This window comes from Pseudomonas sp. GZD-222 (assembly GCF_049310525.1).
Lineage (GTDB): Bacteria > Pseudomonadota > Gammaproteobacteria > Pseudomonadales > Pseudomonadaceae > Aquipseudomonas.
Genome location: NZ_JBMOWO010000068.1, coordinates 19,573 through 35,248, shown reverse-complemented (window position 1 = coordinate 35,248; position 15,676 = coordinate 19,573). Strand labels below are relative to the sequence as shown.

The window sequence follows — 15,676 nt, the reverse complement described above, 5'->3', positions numbered from 1 at the left end:
TGGCACATGGTGCATCGCTTACTTGCCGGCGCTTTCGCTCTGCTCATCAGCAGCGCAGCGTTGGGGCAAGCCCCTCAATCGAGCTCGGCTATTTCTTATACCCGGGATATCCAACCGATCTTCACCGAGAAATGCGTGGCCTGCCACGCCTGCAACGACGCGGCCTGCCAGCTGAACCTGGGCAGTGCCGAGGGCGCTTCGCGGGGCGCCTCGAAAGTGCCGGTGTACCAGGGCGATCGCAGCACTGCGGTGGCCCCGACCCGGCTGTTCTACGACGCCAACAGCACCGAGGCCTGGCAACGCAAGGGCTTCTATTCGGTGCTCGACAACCAGGGCAGCCAGGCGGCGCTGATGGCGCGGATGCTCGAACTGGGCCACAAGACCCCGTTGACGCCGAATGCCAAGTTGCCTGAAGAGATCGTTCTGGGCCTGAACCGCAGCAACATGTGCCCGCTACCTGGCGAGTTTGACGCCTATGCCGGCGCCCACCCCAAGGAGGGCATGCCGCTGGCGGTCACCGGCCTCACCGATGCCGAGTACCAGACCCTGCAACGCTGGCTCGCCGCAGGTGCGCCAGTGGAGCACAACCCGATCCAGCCAAGCGCTACCGAGGCTGCACAGATTGCCGACTGGGAAGCGCTGCTCAACCGTCCCGGCTCGACCGAGGCGTTGGTCGGGCGCTGGCTGTATGAGCACCTGTTCCTGGCCCACATTCATTTTGTCGGCGGCGAGCAGGGCCACTTCTTCCAGTGGGTGCGTTCGCGCACACCCAGTGGCCAGCCGATCGATCTGATCGCAACACGCCGCCCCAACGACCCGCCGGGCACCGACTTCTATTACCGCTTGATGCCGGTACAGGGCGTGATCGTGCATAAAACCCACATCACCTACCCGATGGGCCCGCACAAGCTCAAGCGCGTCAAGCAGCTGTTCTACAGCGGCGACTGGCACGCCAATGCGCTGCCTGGCTATGGCCCGCGTCACCGCGCCAATCCCTTCGAAACCTTCGAAGCGATTCCGGCCGTGGCCCGCTACCAGTTCATGCTGGACAACGCCGAGTACTTTGTCCGCACTTTCATCCGTGGCCCGGTGTGCCGTGGGCAGATCGCCACCGACGTGATCCGCGACAACTTCTGGGCACTGTTCCAGGAACCGGCCCACGACCGCTACCTGACCGATGCCGAGTACCGCGGCCAGGCCACGCCGCTGCTGGCCATGCCTGGGCAGATCGACGATGTGGGCAGCATTCTCAGCCTGTGGCATGCCTACCGCGACAAGCGCAACGAATACGAGAAGCTGCGCCGCGATGCCTACGCCGACATGCCGGCCCCGAGCTGGTCGACCCTGTGGGCCGGGAACGACAACGCGCTGTTGACGATTTTCCGCCACTTCGACAGCGCCTCGGTGACCAAAGGCCTGATTGGCGACGTGCCGAAAACCCTGTGGCTGTTCGACTACCCGTTGTTCGAGCGCACCTACTACCAGCTGGCGGTCAACTTCGATGTCTACGGCAACGTCTCGCACCAGGCGCAGACACGTCTGTATTTCGACCTGATCCGTAACGGCGCGGAGGTCAACTTCCTGCGCCTGATGCCAGCCGATTCCCGCGGTGCGATCCTCAGCGACTGGTACCAGAACAGTGGCAAGGTGAAGATGTGGATGGACTACGAGGAGATCGACACCGACACCCCGAGTGCGCTCAAGCTCGATGTGCTTGATCCCAAGCGCGATTTCGGCCTCAAGTTGATCGAGCGCACCGGTAGCCTCAATGCCGCGCCCGATCCGATCAACCGTTGCCTGGGCGCCTATTGCTCGCGGCCGCAAATGAACGAGGAGTTCCGCGACGTCGAGCAGACCCTGAGCCGCCTGGTGTCGCGTCCGGCAGCCGGGTTGAAGGTTATCGGCCAGTTGCCCGAGGCGACCATGCTGCGTATCGAAGGGCAGGGCGGCCAGCGTCAGGTCTACAGTCTGCTGCGCAACCGTGCGCACAGCAACGTGGCGTTCATGCTCGGCGAGGCCTATCGCTACCAGCCGGGTCTGGACACCCTGACCCTGGTCCCCGGGGTGCTCAGCAGCTACCCGAACTTCATGTTCAATGTCCCGGTCGCCGATGTGCCGGAGTTTGTCGAGGATCTGGAAGCGGCCCGCGACGACACCGCCAGGTTCGAGCGTGTGGTCATGCGTTGGGGCGTGCGTCGCAGCCATCCGCAGTTCTGGCAGTACTTCCACGACCTGAACAGCTACATCAAGGAAACCGATGCGGTGGAAGCCGGCGTGCTCGACATGAACCGCTACGAAAACCTCTAGGCATGACCGCCGGGAAGGTCATCTGACCTTTCCCGGCAATCTGCGGTCCGAGCTCTGACGCCGCCCAGGTTCTCGCCTGGGCTTGAGCAGGATTCACGCGCAGGTATCCGGATGTTGTTTTCGCTTCAGGCTTTACGGGCGCTTGCCGCCTGGGTGGTGGTCTGTCATCACTTCATGCAGATCTTTTTCGACTTTCATGCCAGCGGCCCTGTCGGCCAGTTCCTGGTCGACCGCGGGGCCGTCGGGGTCGATGTGTTCTTCGTCATCAGCGGCCTGGTGATCTACCTCTCGACCCGTGACAAGGCTATGCAGCCCAGGCGTTTCCTGCTTAACCGGGCGCTGCGTATCGTGCCGGCCTACTGGTTCTACACGGCGTTGATGGGACTGCTGTTGCTGACTGCACGCCAGTGGATGCCGCATCAGGCCATCGATCTTGAGCATTTCGTCCTGTCGTTGTTGTTCATCCCGGCGGAAAACCCCGGGGGCTACGGCCAGTACCCGACCTTGAATGTCGGCTGGACCCTGAACTACGAGATGTTCTTCTATCTGCTGTTTTCCCTGGTGTTCCTGGTCCGCCAGCAGCATCGCCTGCTGTTGGTGGCGGCCGCGCTTTTGCTAGTCAGTGAAGTCCTGACACGCGTCGGCCTGCTCAACCACTTCTACCGCAACAACATCGTCTATGAGTTCCTGCTGGGGATCGGCATCGGCGTGCTCTATCGCCGCGGCTGGATTGCTCAGGGGCTGTGGTTGCCACTGGCAATCCTGATGGTGGCGGGGGTGGCGATTCATTACCTGGATGCGTCACGGCGCTTGCTGCACTGGGGCTTGCCGAGTGCCTTGATCGTGCTGGCCTGCGTGGCGCTGGAGCCTTATTTCAAAGACAACCGCGTGCTCAAGGCATTAGGCGATTGCTCCTACTCGGTGTACCTGGTGCATGTGCTGGTGCTGTACGCCGGCTGGTTTGCCAGCCAGCGTCTGGACCTCAACCCGTATGCCGTGTTCGCCCTGTGCGTGCCGTTGATTGCGGCACTGTCGTGGGTGAGTTACTGGCTGCTGGAAAAACGCCTTTACCAGCGTTTGAGCGACTGGTTCGCGCCCGCTGTGGCGCCGCCGTTGGCTGTGACACTTTCCCGACAGAATTACTAGGACTTTGTTCGGCGGCCAGGTTGGCGTAAACTGCCGACAAGTCTGTGAGGAACTTCCATGAGCGCCATAACTATTACCGACGCCGCGCACGATTACCTGGCCGATCTGCTGTCCAAGCAGAACACCCCGGGTATTGGCATTCGCATTTTTATCACCCAGCCAGGCACCACTTACGCCGAAACTTGCATTGCCTACTGCAAGCCGGGCGAAGAAAAGCCGGAAGACACTGCTGTGGGTCTGGCCAGCTTTACCGCTTACCTTGACGCGGTCAGCGTGCCGTTTCTCGAAGATGCGGTAGTCGACTACGCCACCGACCGCATGGGTGGCCAGCTGACCATCAAAGCACCGAACGCCAAGGTGCCGATGGTCAACGAAGACAGCCCGGTCAACGAGCGCATCAACTACTACCTGCAAACCGAGATCAACCCGGGGCTGGCCAGCCACGGTGGTCAGGTCAGCCTGATCGAAGTGGTTGAAGACGGTATTGCCGTGCTGCAGTTCGGCGGCGGTTGCCAGGGCTGCGGCCAGGCTGACGTGACCTTGAAGGAAGGCATCGAGCGGACCTTGCTCGAACGTATTCCCGAGCTCAAGGGCGTGCGTGATGTAACTGACCACAGTCAGAAAGAGAACGCCTACTACTAAGGCGTTTCATCGCGGGGCAAGCCCGCTCCCACCGGTGGGAGCGGGCTTGCCCCGCGATTTATTTTGGCGGCGAGGGCTTTTTGTGTGGGGGGGCCTTCCCTCCCAGGGGGGGGGTGGGGTGTCCCCCGCGATTCATTTCAGCGCCAGGGCGCGCCATTGGCGAACTGCCGCTCGATCCACTGCTTGAACGTCGTAGTCGCCGCGGTATTGAAGCGTGCGCCAGGACGCACCAGGTATACACCCGCATCCCTGTCCAGTTGCCACTCCGGCAACACCCTGATCAGGGCGCCGCAATCCAGATCCTTCTTCATCATCCAGTCGCCCCCGGCGATGATGCCCACGCCCGAGCGCGCGACGCCAAGCAATGCTTCGTTATCGTTGCTCTGCATCGAGCCCTGCACCTTCACCGCTTGTAGCTCACCCTCGCGATACAACTGCCACTGCGGATAGGAACGCAACCCGGTAAACCCCAGGCAATTGTGCGCGCCCAGTTCGGCGGGTGACTGCGGCTGCCCGTGGCGTTCAAGGTAGGCGGGCGCAGCACAGATAATGCGCTGGTGGTCGCACAGCTTGCGCGCCACCAGACGGCTGTCGCTCAACTCGCCAATGCGGATAGCCGCATCGAAGCCTTCCGCAATCAGGTCGACAAACCGCTCCGAATACTCGGTCTCGATGGTTACCTGAGGGAAAGCCAGGGCAAACTCGGCCAGCATCGGGCTGAGCCAGAGCCTGCCCATCGAAGAAGGCAACGCCAGGCGCAAGCGGCCGCGGACCTCAATAGCGCCCTGGGCCGCCTCACGTTCGGCGTCGCTGATCAGGCTGGCGGCATGTTGCAAGCGCTCCACCAGACGCAGGCCTTCATCGGTAAAGCGCAACTGCCGGGTAGTGCGTTCGACCAGACGGATGCCCAGACGTTGCTCCATGGCACCGAGGCGTTTGGACAGCACCGAAGGGTGGCGTTGCAACTGGCGGCCAGCTGCAGCAAAAGAACCATGGGCGAAGAGCGCCAGGAGGGTGGCCAGCTCATCGGCCTGGCGACTGTCGAACGGGTCCATGTCGGTGCTGCGCCTCGCAAAGGTTGGTCAGGGGGTGAGGACAATCGCGCCTTGCGAACGCCCTTGCTGCAAGTCGTCGTGGGCTTTGGCCACATCGGCCAGGGCATAGCGTTGCCAGATCCGCGGCTGGATGATACCTGCCGTCACCGCTGCCAGCACGTCCTGCGCACGTTGCTGGTACTCCTGCGTGGTGGCGGTGTGGGCGGCCAGCGAAGGGCGGGTGACAAACAGCGAGCCCTTGGCATTGAGGGTGCTCATGGCCAGCGGCTCCGGTGCGCCTGAGGTCATGCCATACGACACCAGCAAGCCCCGCGGCCGCAGGCTGTCGAGCGAGGCTTGCAACGACACGCGCCCGACCGAATCGTAGATCACGTCGACCTTGTGCCCCTGGGTAAGGTCCAGCACCTGGGCAGCCAGTGTTTCGGCGTCGAACACCAGCACCTCGTCACAGCCTGCGGCTTTGGCCCTGGCCACGCTTTGCGACTTTGAAACCACCCCGATCACGAATGCACCCAGGTGCTTGGCCCAAGGCACCATCAACTGGCCGAGCGCACCCGCTGCGCCGTAGATCAGCACCCGGCTGCCAGGGCCGACCGGATAGGTGCTCTTGAGCAGGTACTGGGCGGTAATGCCTTTGAACAGCACGGCGGCAGCGTCCTCGAACGAGACCTTGTCAGGCAGTTTCACCAGGCGTTCGGCGGGAAACAGGCGGGCGCTGGCGTAGGCGCCCAGAGGGCCGGTGGCATAGCCCACGCGGTCACCGACTTGTACGTTGGTCACGCCCGCGCCGACCGCCATCACCGTTCCTGCACCCTCCAGGCCCAGGCCCGAAGGCAAGGCAACTGGTACATCGCCCTTGCGCTGGTTGACGTCCAGCGGGTTGACGCCGATGGCGGCTTGTTCCAGCCAGACCTCGCCGGGGCCAGGGGCTTGTACCTGAGCGCTGTGCAGTTGCAGTACCTGCGTAGTGCCGGTGTGTTCAAGGCGTACGTGCATGACCATTTCAATTCCTCGGATCAGTTGTAGGTGCTGCGAGGATATTTACTGATTCATGGATCAACAATTACCTGGAAAAGCACTTAAGTGCTGCATGGGGTGCAGTAATAAATGGTTCTTTACGGAATTCAGGGGACTATGACCTTGGGCCTGGATTGGATTGGATTACGGCTGTGAGCTTATCCATTTGCTGTGGCGCCGCTGCCGGCCCCTTCCGCCCTTACGGCGGCACCTTCACTCAGCCTCCTGAAGTCGCAGTTCGCGGCGCCTGAACTGGCGTGGATGAAGATCAAGATCAACACGTTGAAGTGGGATTTTCCCGCGATGCGATGTAACTGGCAGGTCAACTGGCAGGTCGATATCGCGGGGCAAGCCCGCTCCCACCGGGAGACCAGCTAAGCCGGTGGGAGGGGGCTTGCCCCGCGATGGCATCAGCCTGGCTCTGCCGCTGATTTCGAAGATGCGTCAGCACAGGCGCCGCCCGTAACTTTGCGACTTCAGGAGGCTGAGTGGAGGGCACCGGAGCGAAGGGACCCGGAGCGCAGCGCTATCAGGCGCAGTCCCGCCCCTCGGTCACCAGCGTGAGAAACGAAGAAATGACCTGACTGTTACGCCGCTCGGCCAGGCAATACAGATAGGTTTCGGTATACACCGGATCACCGCACAAGCGGATCGCCTTGATCCGCGAATCGGCGATGAACTCCGCCTCCGACACCGCGCCGACCCCGATGCCGCGAATCACCGCTTCACGCAGGGCCTCGCGGCTGCCGATCTCCATGACGACCCGCGGCGTTACCTCGTGCGCAGTCAGGGCTTTTTCCAGGGCCAGGCGGGTGGTCGAACCGCTTTCGCGGTGCAACAGAGGCTGCCCTTGCAGGGCCTGCAGCGGGATTTCATCGAAGCGCGCCAGGGGATGCCCGATGTTGGCGAACAGCACCACCGGATGGCGTGCGTACAGCTGCGCGCTAAAGGCCGGGTCGTCATGCAGGCCGGCGAGCACGCCGACATCGGTCACGTAATTTTCCAGCTCTGCCAGCACCGTGGCCGAGTTGCCGACCTTGATCGACAGGTCGATCTGCGGGTACTGGTGGCGATAGGCATCGACCATTTCGATGACATGGAAGGGGCCCACCGCACCGATCTTCAACTGGCCGCGATTGAGCTTGCCGGAATCGCGCAGCAGGTTGAACGCTTCGAGTTCGAGCATGCCCAGTTGCTGGGCAATCGGCAGCAATTGGCGGCCAACCACGGTCAGCTCGATGCGCCGCCCGCGGCGATGAAACAGCTCGACGTTGTAGTCACGCTCCAGCGCCTGGATCTGCGTGGTTACGGTCGGCTGGCTCAGGCCCAGGGCTCGGGCGCCGGCACTGAAACTGCCCTGGCGGGCGACGGCGAGGAAGGTGCGCAACTTGGTGGTGGACATCCATAGCTTCCATCAATGGTTTTGCGGGAAAACGCATAGTGATTTGAAGCTGTGACTGTCACGTGACAGCCCTAGTGTGGAGCGACCTTAACAACACCCGCAGGACGTCCTCCATGAACCCGTTTGCCAAACTGCTTCGTTTGACCGGTTTTGGCCTGTTGCCCTTGCTGGCCTGCACCCAGGTGTCAGCGCAATCGTCGTTGAGCATCGGCCTGATTCCTTCCGAAGACTCCCAGGCCATGATCGAAAGCAGCAAGCAGGTGCTGGCGGATCTTGAGCGCCAACTCGGCATGCCGGTCAAACCCTTCGTGGCCACCGACTACAACGGCGTGATTGAAGCGCTGCGCGCCGGCAAGCTCGACGTGGCGTACCTGGGGCCGTTTTCCTATGTGCTGGCGCATCAGGTGGCCGGGGTCGATGCCTTCGCCGTGGCAGTGACCCGCAAAGCCGGCAAGAGCGCTTACCGCAGCCAGATCCTGGCGCGCAAGGACAGCGGCATCACCCAACTGAGTGACCTCAAAGGCCGCACCTTTGCCTTTGTCGACCCCAGCTCGGCCTCCGGCCACCTGTTCCCCAAGGCCGGTCTGGAAGCAGCGGGCTTCAGCCCTGATACGTTGTTCTCCCGGGTGATTTTCTCCGGCTCCCACGACGCCAGCATCCTCGCCGTGGCCAACCGCAAGGTCGATGCCGCGGCCGTGGCAGACCGCATCTACACCTCTGCGGTGGCGCAGGGGCATGTCAAAGCTGACGATTTGCAGATTGTCTGGTCGTCGAGCGATATCCCCGAGTCGCCGATGGTCTGGCGCCAGGACCTGGACCCGGCGCTCAAGCAAAAGCTTGCCGCGGCGATGGCCAACATCAAGGACGTGCCCTGGGGTGACCAGGGGCAACTCAATGGCTTTCAGCCGACCACCGACGCCGCCTATGACGTGGTGCGCGAAACCGCCAAGGTGCTCGATCTCGATTTGCGGAGCATGAAATGATCCGCGTGCGCAGGCTGGTCAAGGACTACGCCGACAACCCGGTGCTCAAGGGCATCGACCTGGACATCGGTGCCGGCGAATTTGTCGTGGTGCTGGGCCAGTCCGGGGCGGGTAAATCCACCTTGCTGCGTTGCATGAATCGCCTGGTCCAGGCCGACAGCGGTGAGCTGCAGCTGGCCGGCATCGATGCCATGGGCAGCCAGCAACAGCGGGAATTGCGCCGCCAAGTGGCGATGATCTTCCAGCACCATAACGTGGTGCCACGCCTGTCGGTGCTCAAGAACGTGCTGACAGGGCGTCTTGGCTCAGTGTCGACCCTGGCTTCGCTGCTGCAACTGTTCAGCCGCAGCGACGTCGCCCTGGCAATGCACTGCCTGGAGCAGGTCGACCTGCAGCACAAGGCCGCGGCACGCACCGATGCCTTGTCGGGTGGGCAGATGCAACGGGTCGGCATCGCCCGCGCCCTGGCCCAGCGGCCCAAGGTGATCCTTGCCGATGAACCGGTGGCCAGCCTTGATCCGAAGACGGCCCGGCGGGTGATGCAGTACCTGCGTGATGCCACCCGTGAACTGGGCATCACCGTGGTGTGCAACCTGCATCAGGTGGATCTTGCGCGTGAATTCGGTGACCGCATTGTCGGTCTGGCCCATGGTCGCCTGGTGTTCGACAGCCAGTGCGAAGCGCTGGACGAAGCCAGTCTGCAGCGTATTTACCCGCAGGCCGAACGCCAGCACGAGGGCAGTCATGTGGCGCTTGCCTTGTCGTCTCTGCAGGTCGAAGGAGGGCTGGTCTGATGAGCAATCTGTCGACGAATTACCAGTGGTTGGTCAACACGCCCGACACCACGCGCGGCTGGATCGCCACGGGCGCCTGGGTGCTGCTGGCGGTGGCAGTGCTGCACTGGAGCGCCGAAGGTACGCAACTGAGCTGGGGTGAGTTGAGTAACGGCTTGCCGCAGATTGGCGACTTTCTCGCTCGCTCGATGCCACCAGACCTGAGTATTTTGCCGAGGCTGTGGCAGCCCGCGGTCGAGACCTTGCAGATCGCCCTGTGGGGTACGCTGCTGGGGATTGTCTTTGCCATCCCGCTGGCGTTTCTCGCCGCGCGCAACCTGCAGGGCAACCGCTGGGTGTATGCCGGTACCCGGCAGGTGCTGAACGTCATCCGCAGCATCAACGAACTGATCCTCGCCCTGGTGTTCGTCTCGGCGGTAGGCCTGGGGCCATTCCCCGGGGTGCTGGCCCTGGCGTTGCATGGTGTAGGCATGCTCGGCAAGTTCTTTGCCGACAGTATCGAGGAGATCGATCAGGGGCCGATCGAAGCCTTGCAGGCCACCGGCGCACGGCCGCTGCAGGTGATTGCCTTTGGGGTGATACCGCAGGTGATCACCGCCTGGATTGCCGTGGTGCTGTACCGCTTCGAGGTCAACCTGCGTTCGGCGACGGTGCTGGGCATGGTCGGGGCAGGGGGCCTGGGTTTTGAACTGGTCAGCAGCTTGAAGCTGTTCAAGTACCCGGAAACCGCGACCTGCATCATCGTCATCACTCTGATGGTGGTAGCTGCCGATCTGGTTTCCAGCCGGCTGCGCCGTCGTATCCAGGGCGCCAGCCGCCACTGAGGCGAGCGTCCACCCCTTCTTTTCCATCCACACGTCTGGCGAGCCAGGGCACGACAGGGCCCGGCTTCGCCTGCGATTTGCCCAGGAGTCTTGCGCCGTGCCAAGGGTTTCCCCCGCTGTTGAGCTGCGTTGTGTTATCGGTTCAGCCAATGCAAGCCTTGAATCAATCGATTTGAGCAATCCTGTAGTGGCCATGAGTATGTCCCCAAGCAAAACAACAACAAAGGGAACCGCCATGCCTGCCTACTTCCATAACCCGGTGGCCACTTGCTTCGGCAGTGGCAGCCTCAGCCGCCTCAGCTCCCTCACCGAAGGTCAGCGCGTCGCCCTGGTGACGTTTCCCGAGGCCCGCGGCCTGGGCTTGATCGATCAGGTTCAGGCGCTGCTCGGTGAGCGTCTGTGCCATGTGATCGAGGATGTCCAGCCCAACCCGGACGTGGCGCACTTGCGCGGGACCTACGAACGTTTCTGGGCCGAGGCCGGCGATTGCCAGACGGTTATCGCCCTGGGCGGCGGCAGCGCCATCGACACCGCCAAGGCCCTGATTGTCGGCACCGAGTCGGGTCAGTTCGATGAGCTGTTGCAGCTGTTGGCGCTCGGCCAACCCTTTACCCCGGCACGCTGCAAGGCATTGATCGCGGCGCCGACCACTGCCGGTACCGGCAGTGAAGTGACACCCTGGGCGACGATCTGGGACAGCGCGGCCCAGAAGAAGTACTCGCTGCACCTGGACTGCACCTGGCCGAAAGCGGCGATCGTCGATCCCGAACTGATGCTCACGGTACCCGCCGGGGTGACAGTTTCCACCGGCCTTGATGCGTTGTCCCATGCCCTTGAGGCGATCTGGAACGTCAACGCCAATCCACTCTCCGACACCTTCGCGGTATCCGCCATCGAGGAGATCCTCGATTGCCTGCCCAGGCTGCAACACGACCTGGGCAACCGCGAATTGCGTGGGCGCATGGCGTTGGCTGCGTTGAAGGCCGGCATGGCGTTCTCCAACACCAAGACCGCACTGGCTCACTCCATCTCCTATGAAATGACCTTGCGTCATGGCCTGCCTCACGGCATTGCCTGTTCCTTCTCCCTGCCGTTGGTGCTGGGCCTGGCCTGGGGCCGCGATGCCGGTCGCGACCGCACCTTGCAGCGGATCTTCGGTACTGACCTTGAGGGGGCGAGCGCGCGCCTGCGTGACTTCCTTCACAGCCTCGGGGTCAAGACCGAGTTCGCTGACTATGGCGTCGCCGCAGAGGAGGCCCAGGCCATGATTGCCTACGCCTTGCAAGGCGCCCGCGGCAAGAACTTCATCGGCGCCCACGCCGCCTGAAGTTCGCGGCTGTTTCCTGTTGCACCAACCAAGAGTGCCGTATCGCGAGCCGATGGCTTGCGCTAGCGTACAAGAAAGGAAAACATCATGAATCGTGCCGAAAGTCTGTCCGGTCTGGCTGTGCCTGCGTCACCGTTTCGTACCGCGCAATGGCGCATGTTGCTGGCGGCGATGTTCTGCTACCTGTTTTTCTACACCGGCAGGCAAACCTTCGGGTTTGCCATTCCGGGCATCCAGGCCGAGTTCGGCCTGAGCAAGGAAACCCTCGGCTGGGCCTCCACCGCCATGCTCTGGGCCTACGCCATTGGCCAGGCCATCAACGGCAATCTGGCGGACAAGTTCGGTGGCCGCAAGATCATGAGCCTGGGCGCGGTGCTGTCGTGCGCGGCGAACTGGGTGACCAGTTTTGCCGGCGGCTTTGTCAGCCTGATCCTGCCCTGGGGCGTCAACGGTTACTTCCAGGCCTTGGGCTGGGCGCCTGGCAGTCGTTTGCTGTCGAACTGGTGGAGCGCCGGCGAACGCGGCCGGGTCTATGGTTTTTATGTGTTCGCCGCCGGCTGCGCTTCGGTGCTGTCGTATGTGACCTCGGTGGTAGTGCTGGAGGTGCTGCACCTGGAGTGGCGCTGGATCTTCCGTCTGCCGGTGCTGTTGATGCTGGCCGGCGGCATCACCTTTTACCTGGTGGCGCGTGAACGGCCGCAGGACATGGGCTTCAAGGCACTCGACGATACTGGTGTGGCCAACGCTGAAGACAAGGGCCATGAAGTCAGCCACGCAGACGAAGAAACTTCGGCCCAGCGCTACAAGGCCGTGCTCAAGAACGTGCGCTTGTTGATCGCGGCGGTGTCGCTGGGCTTTCAGAACGCTGCGCGCTACGGCTTGATTGTCTGGGTGCCGGTGCACTTTCTCGGCGCCGACTGGAAGTCCGGGCAGAGCTTCATCGATCCCAAGTGGATTACCGTGGCCTTGCCGGTGGGCATGGCGGTCGGTGCCCTGAGCAACGGCTGGGTGTCAGATAAACTGTTTGGCTCCAAACGCTACCTGGCGATCATGCTCTACATGTTCCTCGGCGCCCTGACCAGCCTGTGGATGTGGAGCCTGCCCGCACATAGCACGGTGGGGCTGGTCGCTCTGTTTCTCTGCGGCTTCTTCGTCTACGGCCCGGCGTCGAGCTTCTGGGCGCTGTGTCCGGACCTGGTCGGTGCCAAGCGTGCCGGTACGGCCACCGGCGTGATGAACTTCTCGTCGTACCTGTTTGCCGGCTTGGCGGAGCCCTTGATTGGCCGCATGCTCGACACCACGGGCAATACTTCGCTGATCTTTATCGTCGTCACGGTCAGCTGCCTGTGCAGTGCTTTCGTTGCGCTGTTCGTGCGGCGCTGACACCCGAACTCAAGGACCCGGAATCGCTCATGTACCAGTACCACAAATGGTTGCGCTCGTTCCACGCAGTGGCCAAAACCGGCAGCTTTACCCTGGCGGCCGAGTACCTGAGCGTCGGCCAGCCCACTGTCAGCGAGCAGGTCAGTACCCTGGAAAAGAAGTTCTCCGTCGAGCTGTTCCACCGCCGTGGCCGCTACATCGAATTGAGCGCGGCGGGGCACAAGCTCTACGAAATCACCCAGGGGGTGTTTGGCCAGGAGGATGAAGCGGTGCAGTTGCTGCAGCGCTTCAGCCAGCGCAAGCAGGGTATGCTGCGCATCGGCGCGGTATCGCCGCCGATTGCCATGAGCCTGACCTACAGCCTGATGCAGCAGTATCCGGACATCGACCTGGAAACCTCGTTCACCACTGAAGCGGAAACCCTGGAGCGCCTCTACAGCTTTGATATCGACGTGGCGATCCTGGCGTTGTCGGCGTTTGACCAGCGCTTGAGCACTCACCTGTATCGCACCGTGCCGATTCTTGCGGTGGTTCGCGATGACCATCCCTGGGCCCGGCAGGACCAGGTCAGTGTGCAGGAGATCAGCGGCCAGCGCCTGGTGCTGCGAGAGAAGGCTTCGCGGACCCGGCAGTTGGTGGAAGAGGGCTGTCAGCGCTACGGCGTGAGTCTGGACTGTGCCATGCAGCTGAACAGTCGCGAGGCGATTGTTCACGCGGTGGTGCAGGGCATTGGCATCGGCTTTGTCGCCGCCGTGGAGTATGTCGATCGCCCCGGCACCAAGGCGGTGTCGTTTATCGAGCAGCCGTTCCACATCAGCTACTACCTGTGTTGCCTGGCGATACGCCGCAACCGGCCGATCCTGGCCGAACTGTTCGACAGCTGCGCGCCGCCCGACAGCTGATTCGCCAGCCCCTTGTGTATTACCCGCCAACGCCTTGGACCCAAGGCGCGGGCTCACTCATCCCGAAACTGGAGAAACACCATGCACTATCAAACCCCTGAACGCCTGCAAGCCGTGGTTCTGGACTGGGCCGGTACCGTCGTCGACTTCGGTTCGTTCGCGCCGACGCAGATCTTTGTCGAGGCCTTTGCCGAGTTCGGTGTCGCCGTGTCCCTGGAGGAAGCGCGTGGCCCGATGGGCATGGGCAAGTGGGACCATATCCGTACCCTGTGCGACCTGCCGCAGATCGCCGAGCGTTATCGGCAACACTTTGGCCGCGCACCGAGCGATGAGGACGTTACGGCTATCTACAACCGCTTCATGCCGCTGCAGATCGAGAAAATCGCCGAGCACTCGGCGTTGATCCCCGGCGCGTTGCAGGCCATTGCCCAGTTGCGCGAGCAGGGCCTGAAGATCGGCTCGTGCTCGGGCTATCCGAAAGTGGTGATGGACAAAGTGGTCGAGCTGGCGGCGCGCAACGGCTATGTCGCCGACCATGTGGTGGCCACCGATGAAACGCCCAATGGCCGTCCGTGGCCGGCGCAAGCCCTGGCCAACGTCATTGCCCTGGGTATCGACGACGTGGCGGCCTGCGTGAAGGTGGACGACACCTGGCCGGGCATTCTCGAAGGTCGCCGGGCAGGCATGTGGACCGTGGCGCTGACCTGCTCGGGTAATGCCCTGGGCCTGACCTACGCCGACTACAAGGCGCTGCCGCTGGAGACGCTGGGCGCAGAGCGCGCGCGTATCGGGCGGATGTTCGAAGGCTCGCGGCCGCATTATCTGATCGACACCATTGCCGAGCTGCCGGCGGTGATCGATGACATCAACGCTCGCCTGGCGCGGGGTGAGATGCCGCAAGCCATGTAGGTTCAGCCATTCTGGCCCGCTATGTGCTTTGACCCCTGTATCGATTGCTGATCGATTGGTCAAACCGTCTAGTCGTTGTTTCGACGGCTTGCGTAAGACCAATCGATCAGGCGAGTCGGACTCCGTATTTACAGGGATCAGATGCATGACGCTTGCCCAACCACTCGACCTCGCTGCCCGTGCTACCGGCTGGAGTGCCGAGTTGATGCTGCGCTTTGTCCGCCGTGGGGCGAAGACCTGTATTGGTGCGCGGCGGCATTTTGGTCCTCTTTTGGTGCAGCGGCCGTTCTACCCGGAAGGGGCGCCGTGCCACGTTTATGTGCTGCACCCGCCCGGTGGAGTGGTGGGTGGCGACAAATTGGTGCTCGACGTGCACCTGGAGGCGGGCAGTCATGCACTGCTGACCATGCCCGGCGCCACCAAGTTCTATCGCAGTGCCGGCGACACCTCGACCCTCACCCAGCACTTTCACCTCGCGCCTGACAGCGTGCTGGAGTGGCTGCCCCAGGGCAGCATCTGTTTCCCCGGTGCCCGTGTGCGCCTGCAAAACCGCTTCAGCCTGGCGCCGGGTGCGCGCCTGCTGGCCTGGGAAACCCTGTGCCTGGGCCGTCCGGTCATGCACGAGACGTTCAGCCATGGTGCGCTGGACAGTCGTCTGCAAATCGATGTGCCTGACGATCCCGGTCTGCATGAACGCCTGCGCATCGAAGGCGGCCAACTGCAGAAGCTCGGCGGCTACCCCTTGCAGGCCACCTTTTGCGCCTATCCGGCTGACGAAGCACTGCTTGAGCAGACCCGCAGCCTGATTGGAGACTTGAGCGTACCTGCCGCAGCGACCTTGCTTGGCCAGCTTTTGCTGGTGCGCCTGCTGGATCACGACAACCAACGCCTGCAACTCACCCTGCAACGGCTATGGCATGCCCTGCGACCGGCCGTAGTCGGTCTGGCGCCATGCCCGCCGCGTATCTGGGCCACTTGAGAGAAC

The 15,676-nt window shown here is 62.7% G+C and carries 14 protein-coding genes; 11 read left to right on the top strand and 3 right to left on the bottom strand.

Features of this window, described 5'->3' with window-relative positions:
- Nucleotides 1-6 precede the first annotated feature (6 nt).
- The 3 genes from ACO6VD_RS12285 to nfuA all read left to right on the top strand — a co-directional run bounded on the left by ACO6VD_RS12285 (nucleotide 7) and on the right by nfuA (nucleotide 4,095).
- The gene (locus ACO6VD_RS12285; protein WP_422419364.1) at nucleotides 7-2,307 is read left to right on the top strand and encodes a fatty acid cis/trans isomerase; all 2,301 of its coding nucleotides are present in this window, start codon (nucleotides 7-9) and stop codon (nucleotides 2,305-2,307) included.
- Nucleotides 2,308-2,418: 111 nt separating this feature from the next.
- Nucleotides 2,419-3,453 (top strand): acyltransferase family protein, encoded by a 1,035-nt coding sequence (locus ACO6VD_RS12280; protein ID WP_422419363.1) that lies wholly within the window; start codon nucleotides 2,419-2,421, stop codon nucleotides 3,451-3,453.
- 57 nt (nucleotides 3,454-3,510) lie between these two features.
- Nucleotides 3,511-4,095 (top strand): Fe-S biogenesis protein NfuA, encoded by a 585-nt coding sequence (gene nfuA, locus ACO6VD_RS12275; RefSeq protein WP_045179985.1) that lies wholly within the window; start codon nucleotides 3,511-3,513, stop codon nucleotides 4,093-4,095.
- 137 nt (nucleotides 4,096-4,232) lie between these two features.
- Here the strand turns inward: nfuA and ACO6VD_RS12270 are convergent, their stop codons facing one another.
- The 3 genes from ACO6VD_RS12270 to ACO6VD_RS12260 all read right to left on the bottom strand — a co-directional run bounded on the left by ACO6VD_RS12270 (nucleotide 4,233) and on the right by ACO6VD_RS12260 (nucleotide 7,569).
- Nucleotides 4,233-5,150, bottom strand: coding sequence for a LysR family transcriptional regulator (locus tag ACO6VD_RS12270; RefSeq protein WP_422419362.1), 918 nt, complete (start codon nucleotides 5,148-5,150; stop codon nucleotides 4,233-4,235).
- Nucleotides 5,151-5,177: 27 nt separating this feature from the next.
- Entirely contained in the window at nucleotides 5,178-6,152 is a 975-nt protein-coding gene (locus ACO6VD_RS12265) for a quinone oxidoreductase family protein (RefSeq protein WP_422419360.1), read from the bottom strand.
- Nucleotides 6,153-6,696: 544 nt separating this feature from the next.
- Entirely contained in the window at nucleotides 6,697-7,569 is an 873-nt protein-coding gene (locus ACO6VD_RS12260) for a LysR substrate-binding domain-containing protein (RefSeq protein WP_422419358.1), read from the bottom strand.
- Nucleotides 7,570-7,682: 113 nt separating this feature from the next.
- Between ACO6VD_RS12260 and phnD the strand changes: the two genes are divergently transcribed.
- The 8 genes from phnD to ACO6VD_RS12220 all read left to right on the top strand — a co-directional run bounded on the left by phnD (nucleotide 7,683) and on the right by ACO6VD_RS12220 (nucleotide 15,670).
- Nucleotides 7,683-8,552 (top strand): phosphonate ABC transporter substrate-binding protein, encoded by an 870-nt coding sequence (gene phnD, locus ACO6VD_RS12255; RefSeq protein ID WP_422419357.1) that lies wholly within the window; start codon nucleotides 7,683-7,685, stop codon nucleotides 8,550-8,552.
- Complete coding sequence (gene phnC, locus ACO6VD_RS12250; protein ID WP_422419355.1) at nucleotides 8,549-9,346, top strand: phosphonate ABC transporter ATP-binding protein; 798 nt, start codon at nucleotides 8,549-8,551, stop codon at nucleotides 9,344-9,346. The genes phnD and phnC overlap by 4 nt, the downstream gene beginning before the upstream one ends.
- On the top strand, nucleotides 9,346-10,170 hold the full coding sequence (gene phnE, locus ACO6VD_RS12245) for a phosphonate ABC transporter, permease protein PhnE (protein WP_422419354.1): 825 nt from the start codon (nucleotides 9,346-9,348) through the stop codon (nucleotides 10,168-10,170). Before phnC ends, phnE begins: the two co-directional genes overlap by 1 nt.
- 235 nt (nucleotides 10,171-10,405) lie before the next feature.
- Entirely contained in the window at nucleotides 10,406-11,497 is a 1,092-nt protein-coding gene (gene psrA / locus ACO6VD_RS12240) for an iron-containing alcohol dehydrogenase PsrA (RefSeq protein ID WP_422419352.1), read from the top strand.
- 87 nt (nucleotides 11,498-11,584) lie between these two features.
- Nucleotides 11,585-12,880, top strand: coding sequence for an MFS transporter (locus ACO6VD_RS12235; protein WP_422419350.1), 1,296 nt, complete (start codon nucleotides 11,585-11,587; stop codon nucleotides 12,878-12,880).
- A 29-nt stretch (nucleotides 12,881-12,909) separates the two neighbouring features.
- On the top strand, nucleotides 12,910-13,782 hold the full coding sequence (locus tag ACO6VD_RS12230) for a LysR substrate-binding domain-containing protein (RefSeq protein ID WP_422419348.1): 873 nt from the start codon (nucleotides 12,910-12,912) through the stop codon (nucleotides 13,780-13,782).
- Nucleotides 13,783-13,863: 81 nt separating this feature from the next.
- Complete coding sequence (phnX, locus tag ACO6VD_RS12225; RefSeq protein ID WP_422419346.1) at nucleotides 13,864-14,691, top strand: phosphonoacetaldehyde hydrolase; 828 nt, start codon at nucleotides 13,864-13,866, stop codon at nucleotides 14,689-14,691.
- A 145-nt stretch (nucleotides 14,692-14,836) separates the two neighbouring features.
- Nucleotides 14,837-15,670: an urease accessory protein UreD gene (locus ACO6VD_RS12220; protein ID WP_422419344.1), complete on the top strand. Its 834-nt coding sequence runs from the start codon at nucleotides 14,837-14,839 to the stop codon at nucleotides 15,668-15,670.
- Nucleotides 15,671-15,676: the final 6 nt, after the last annotated feature.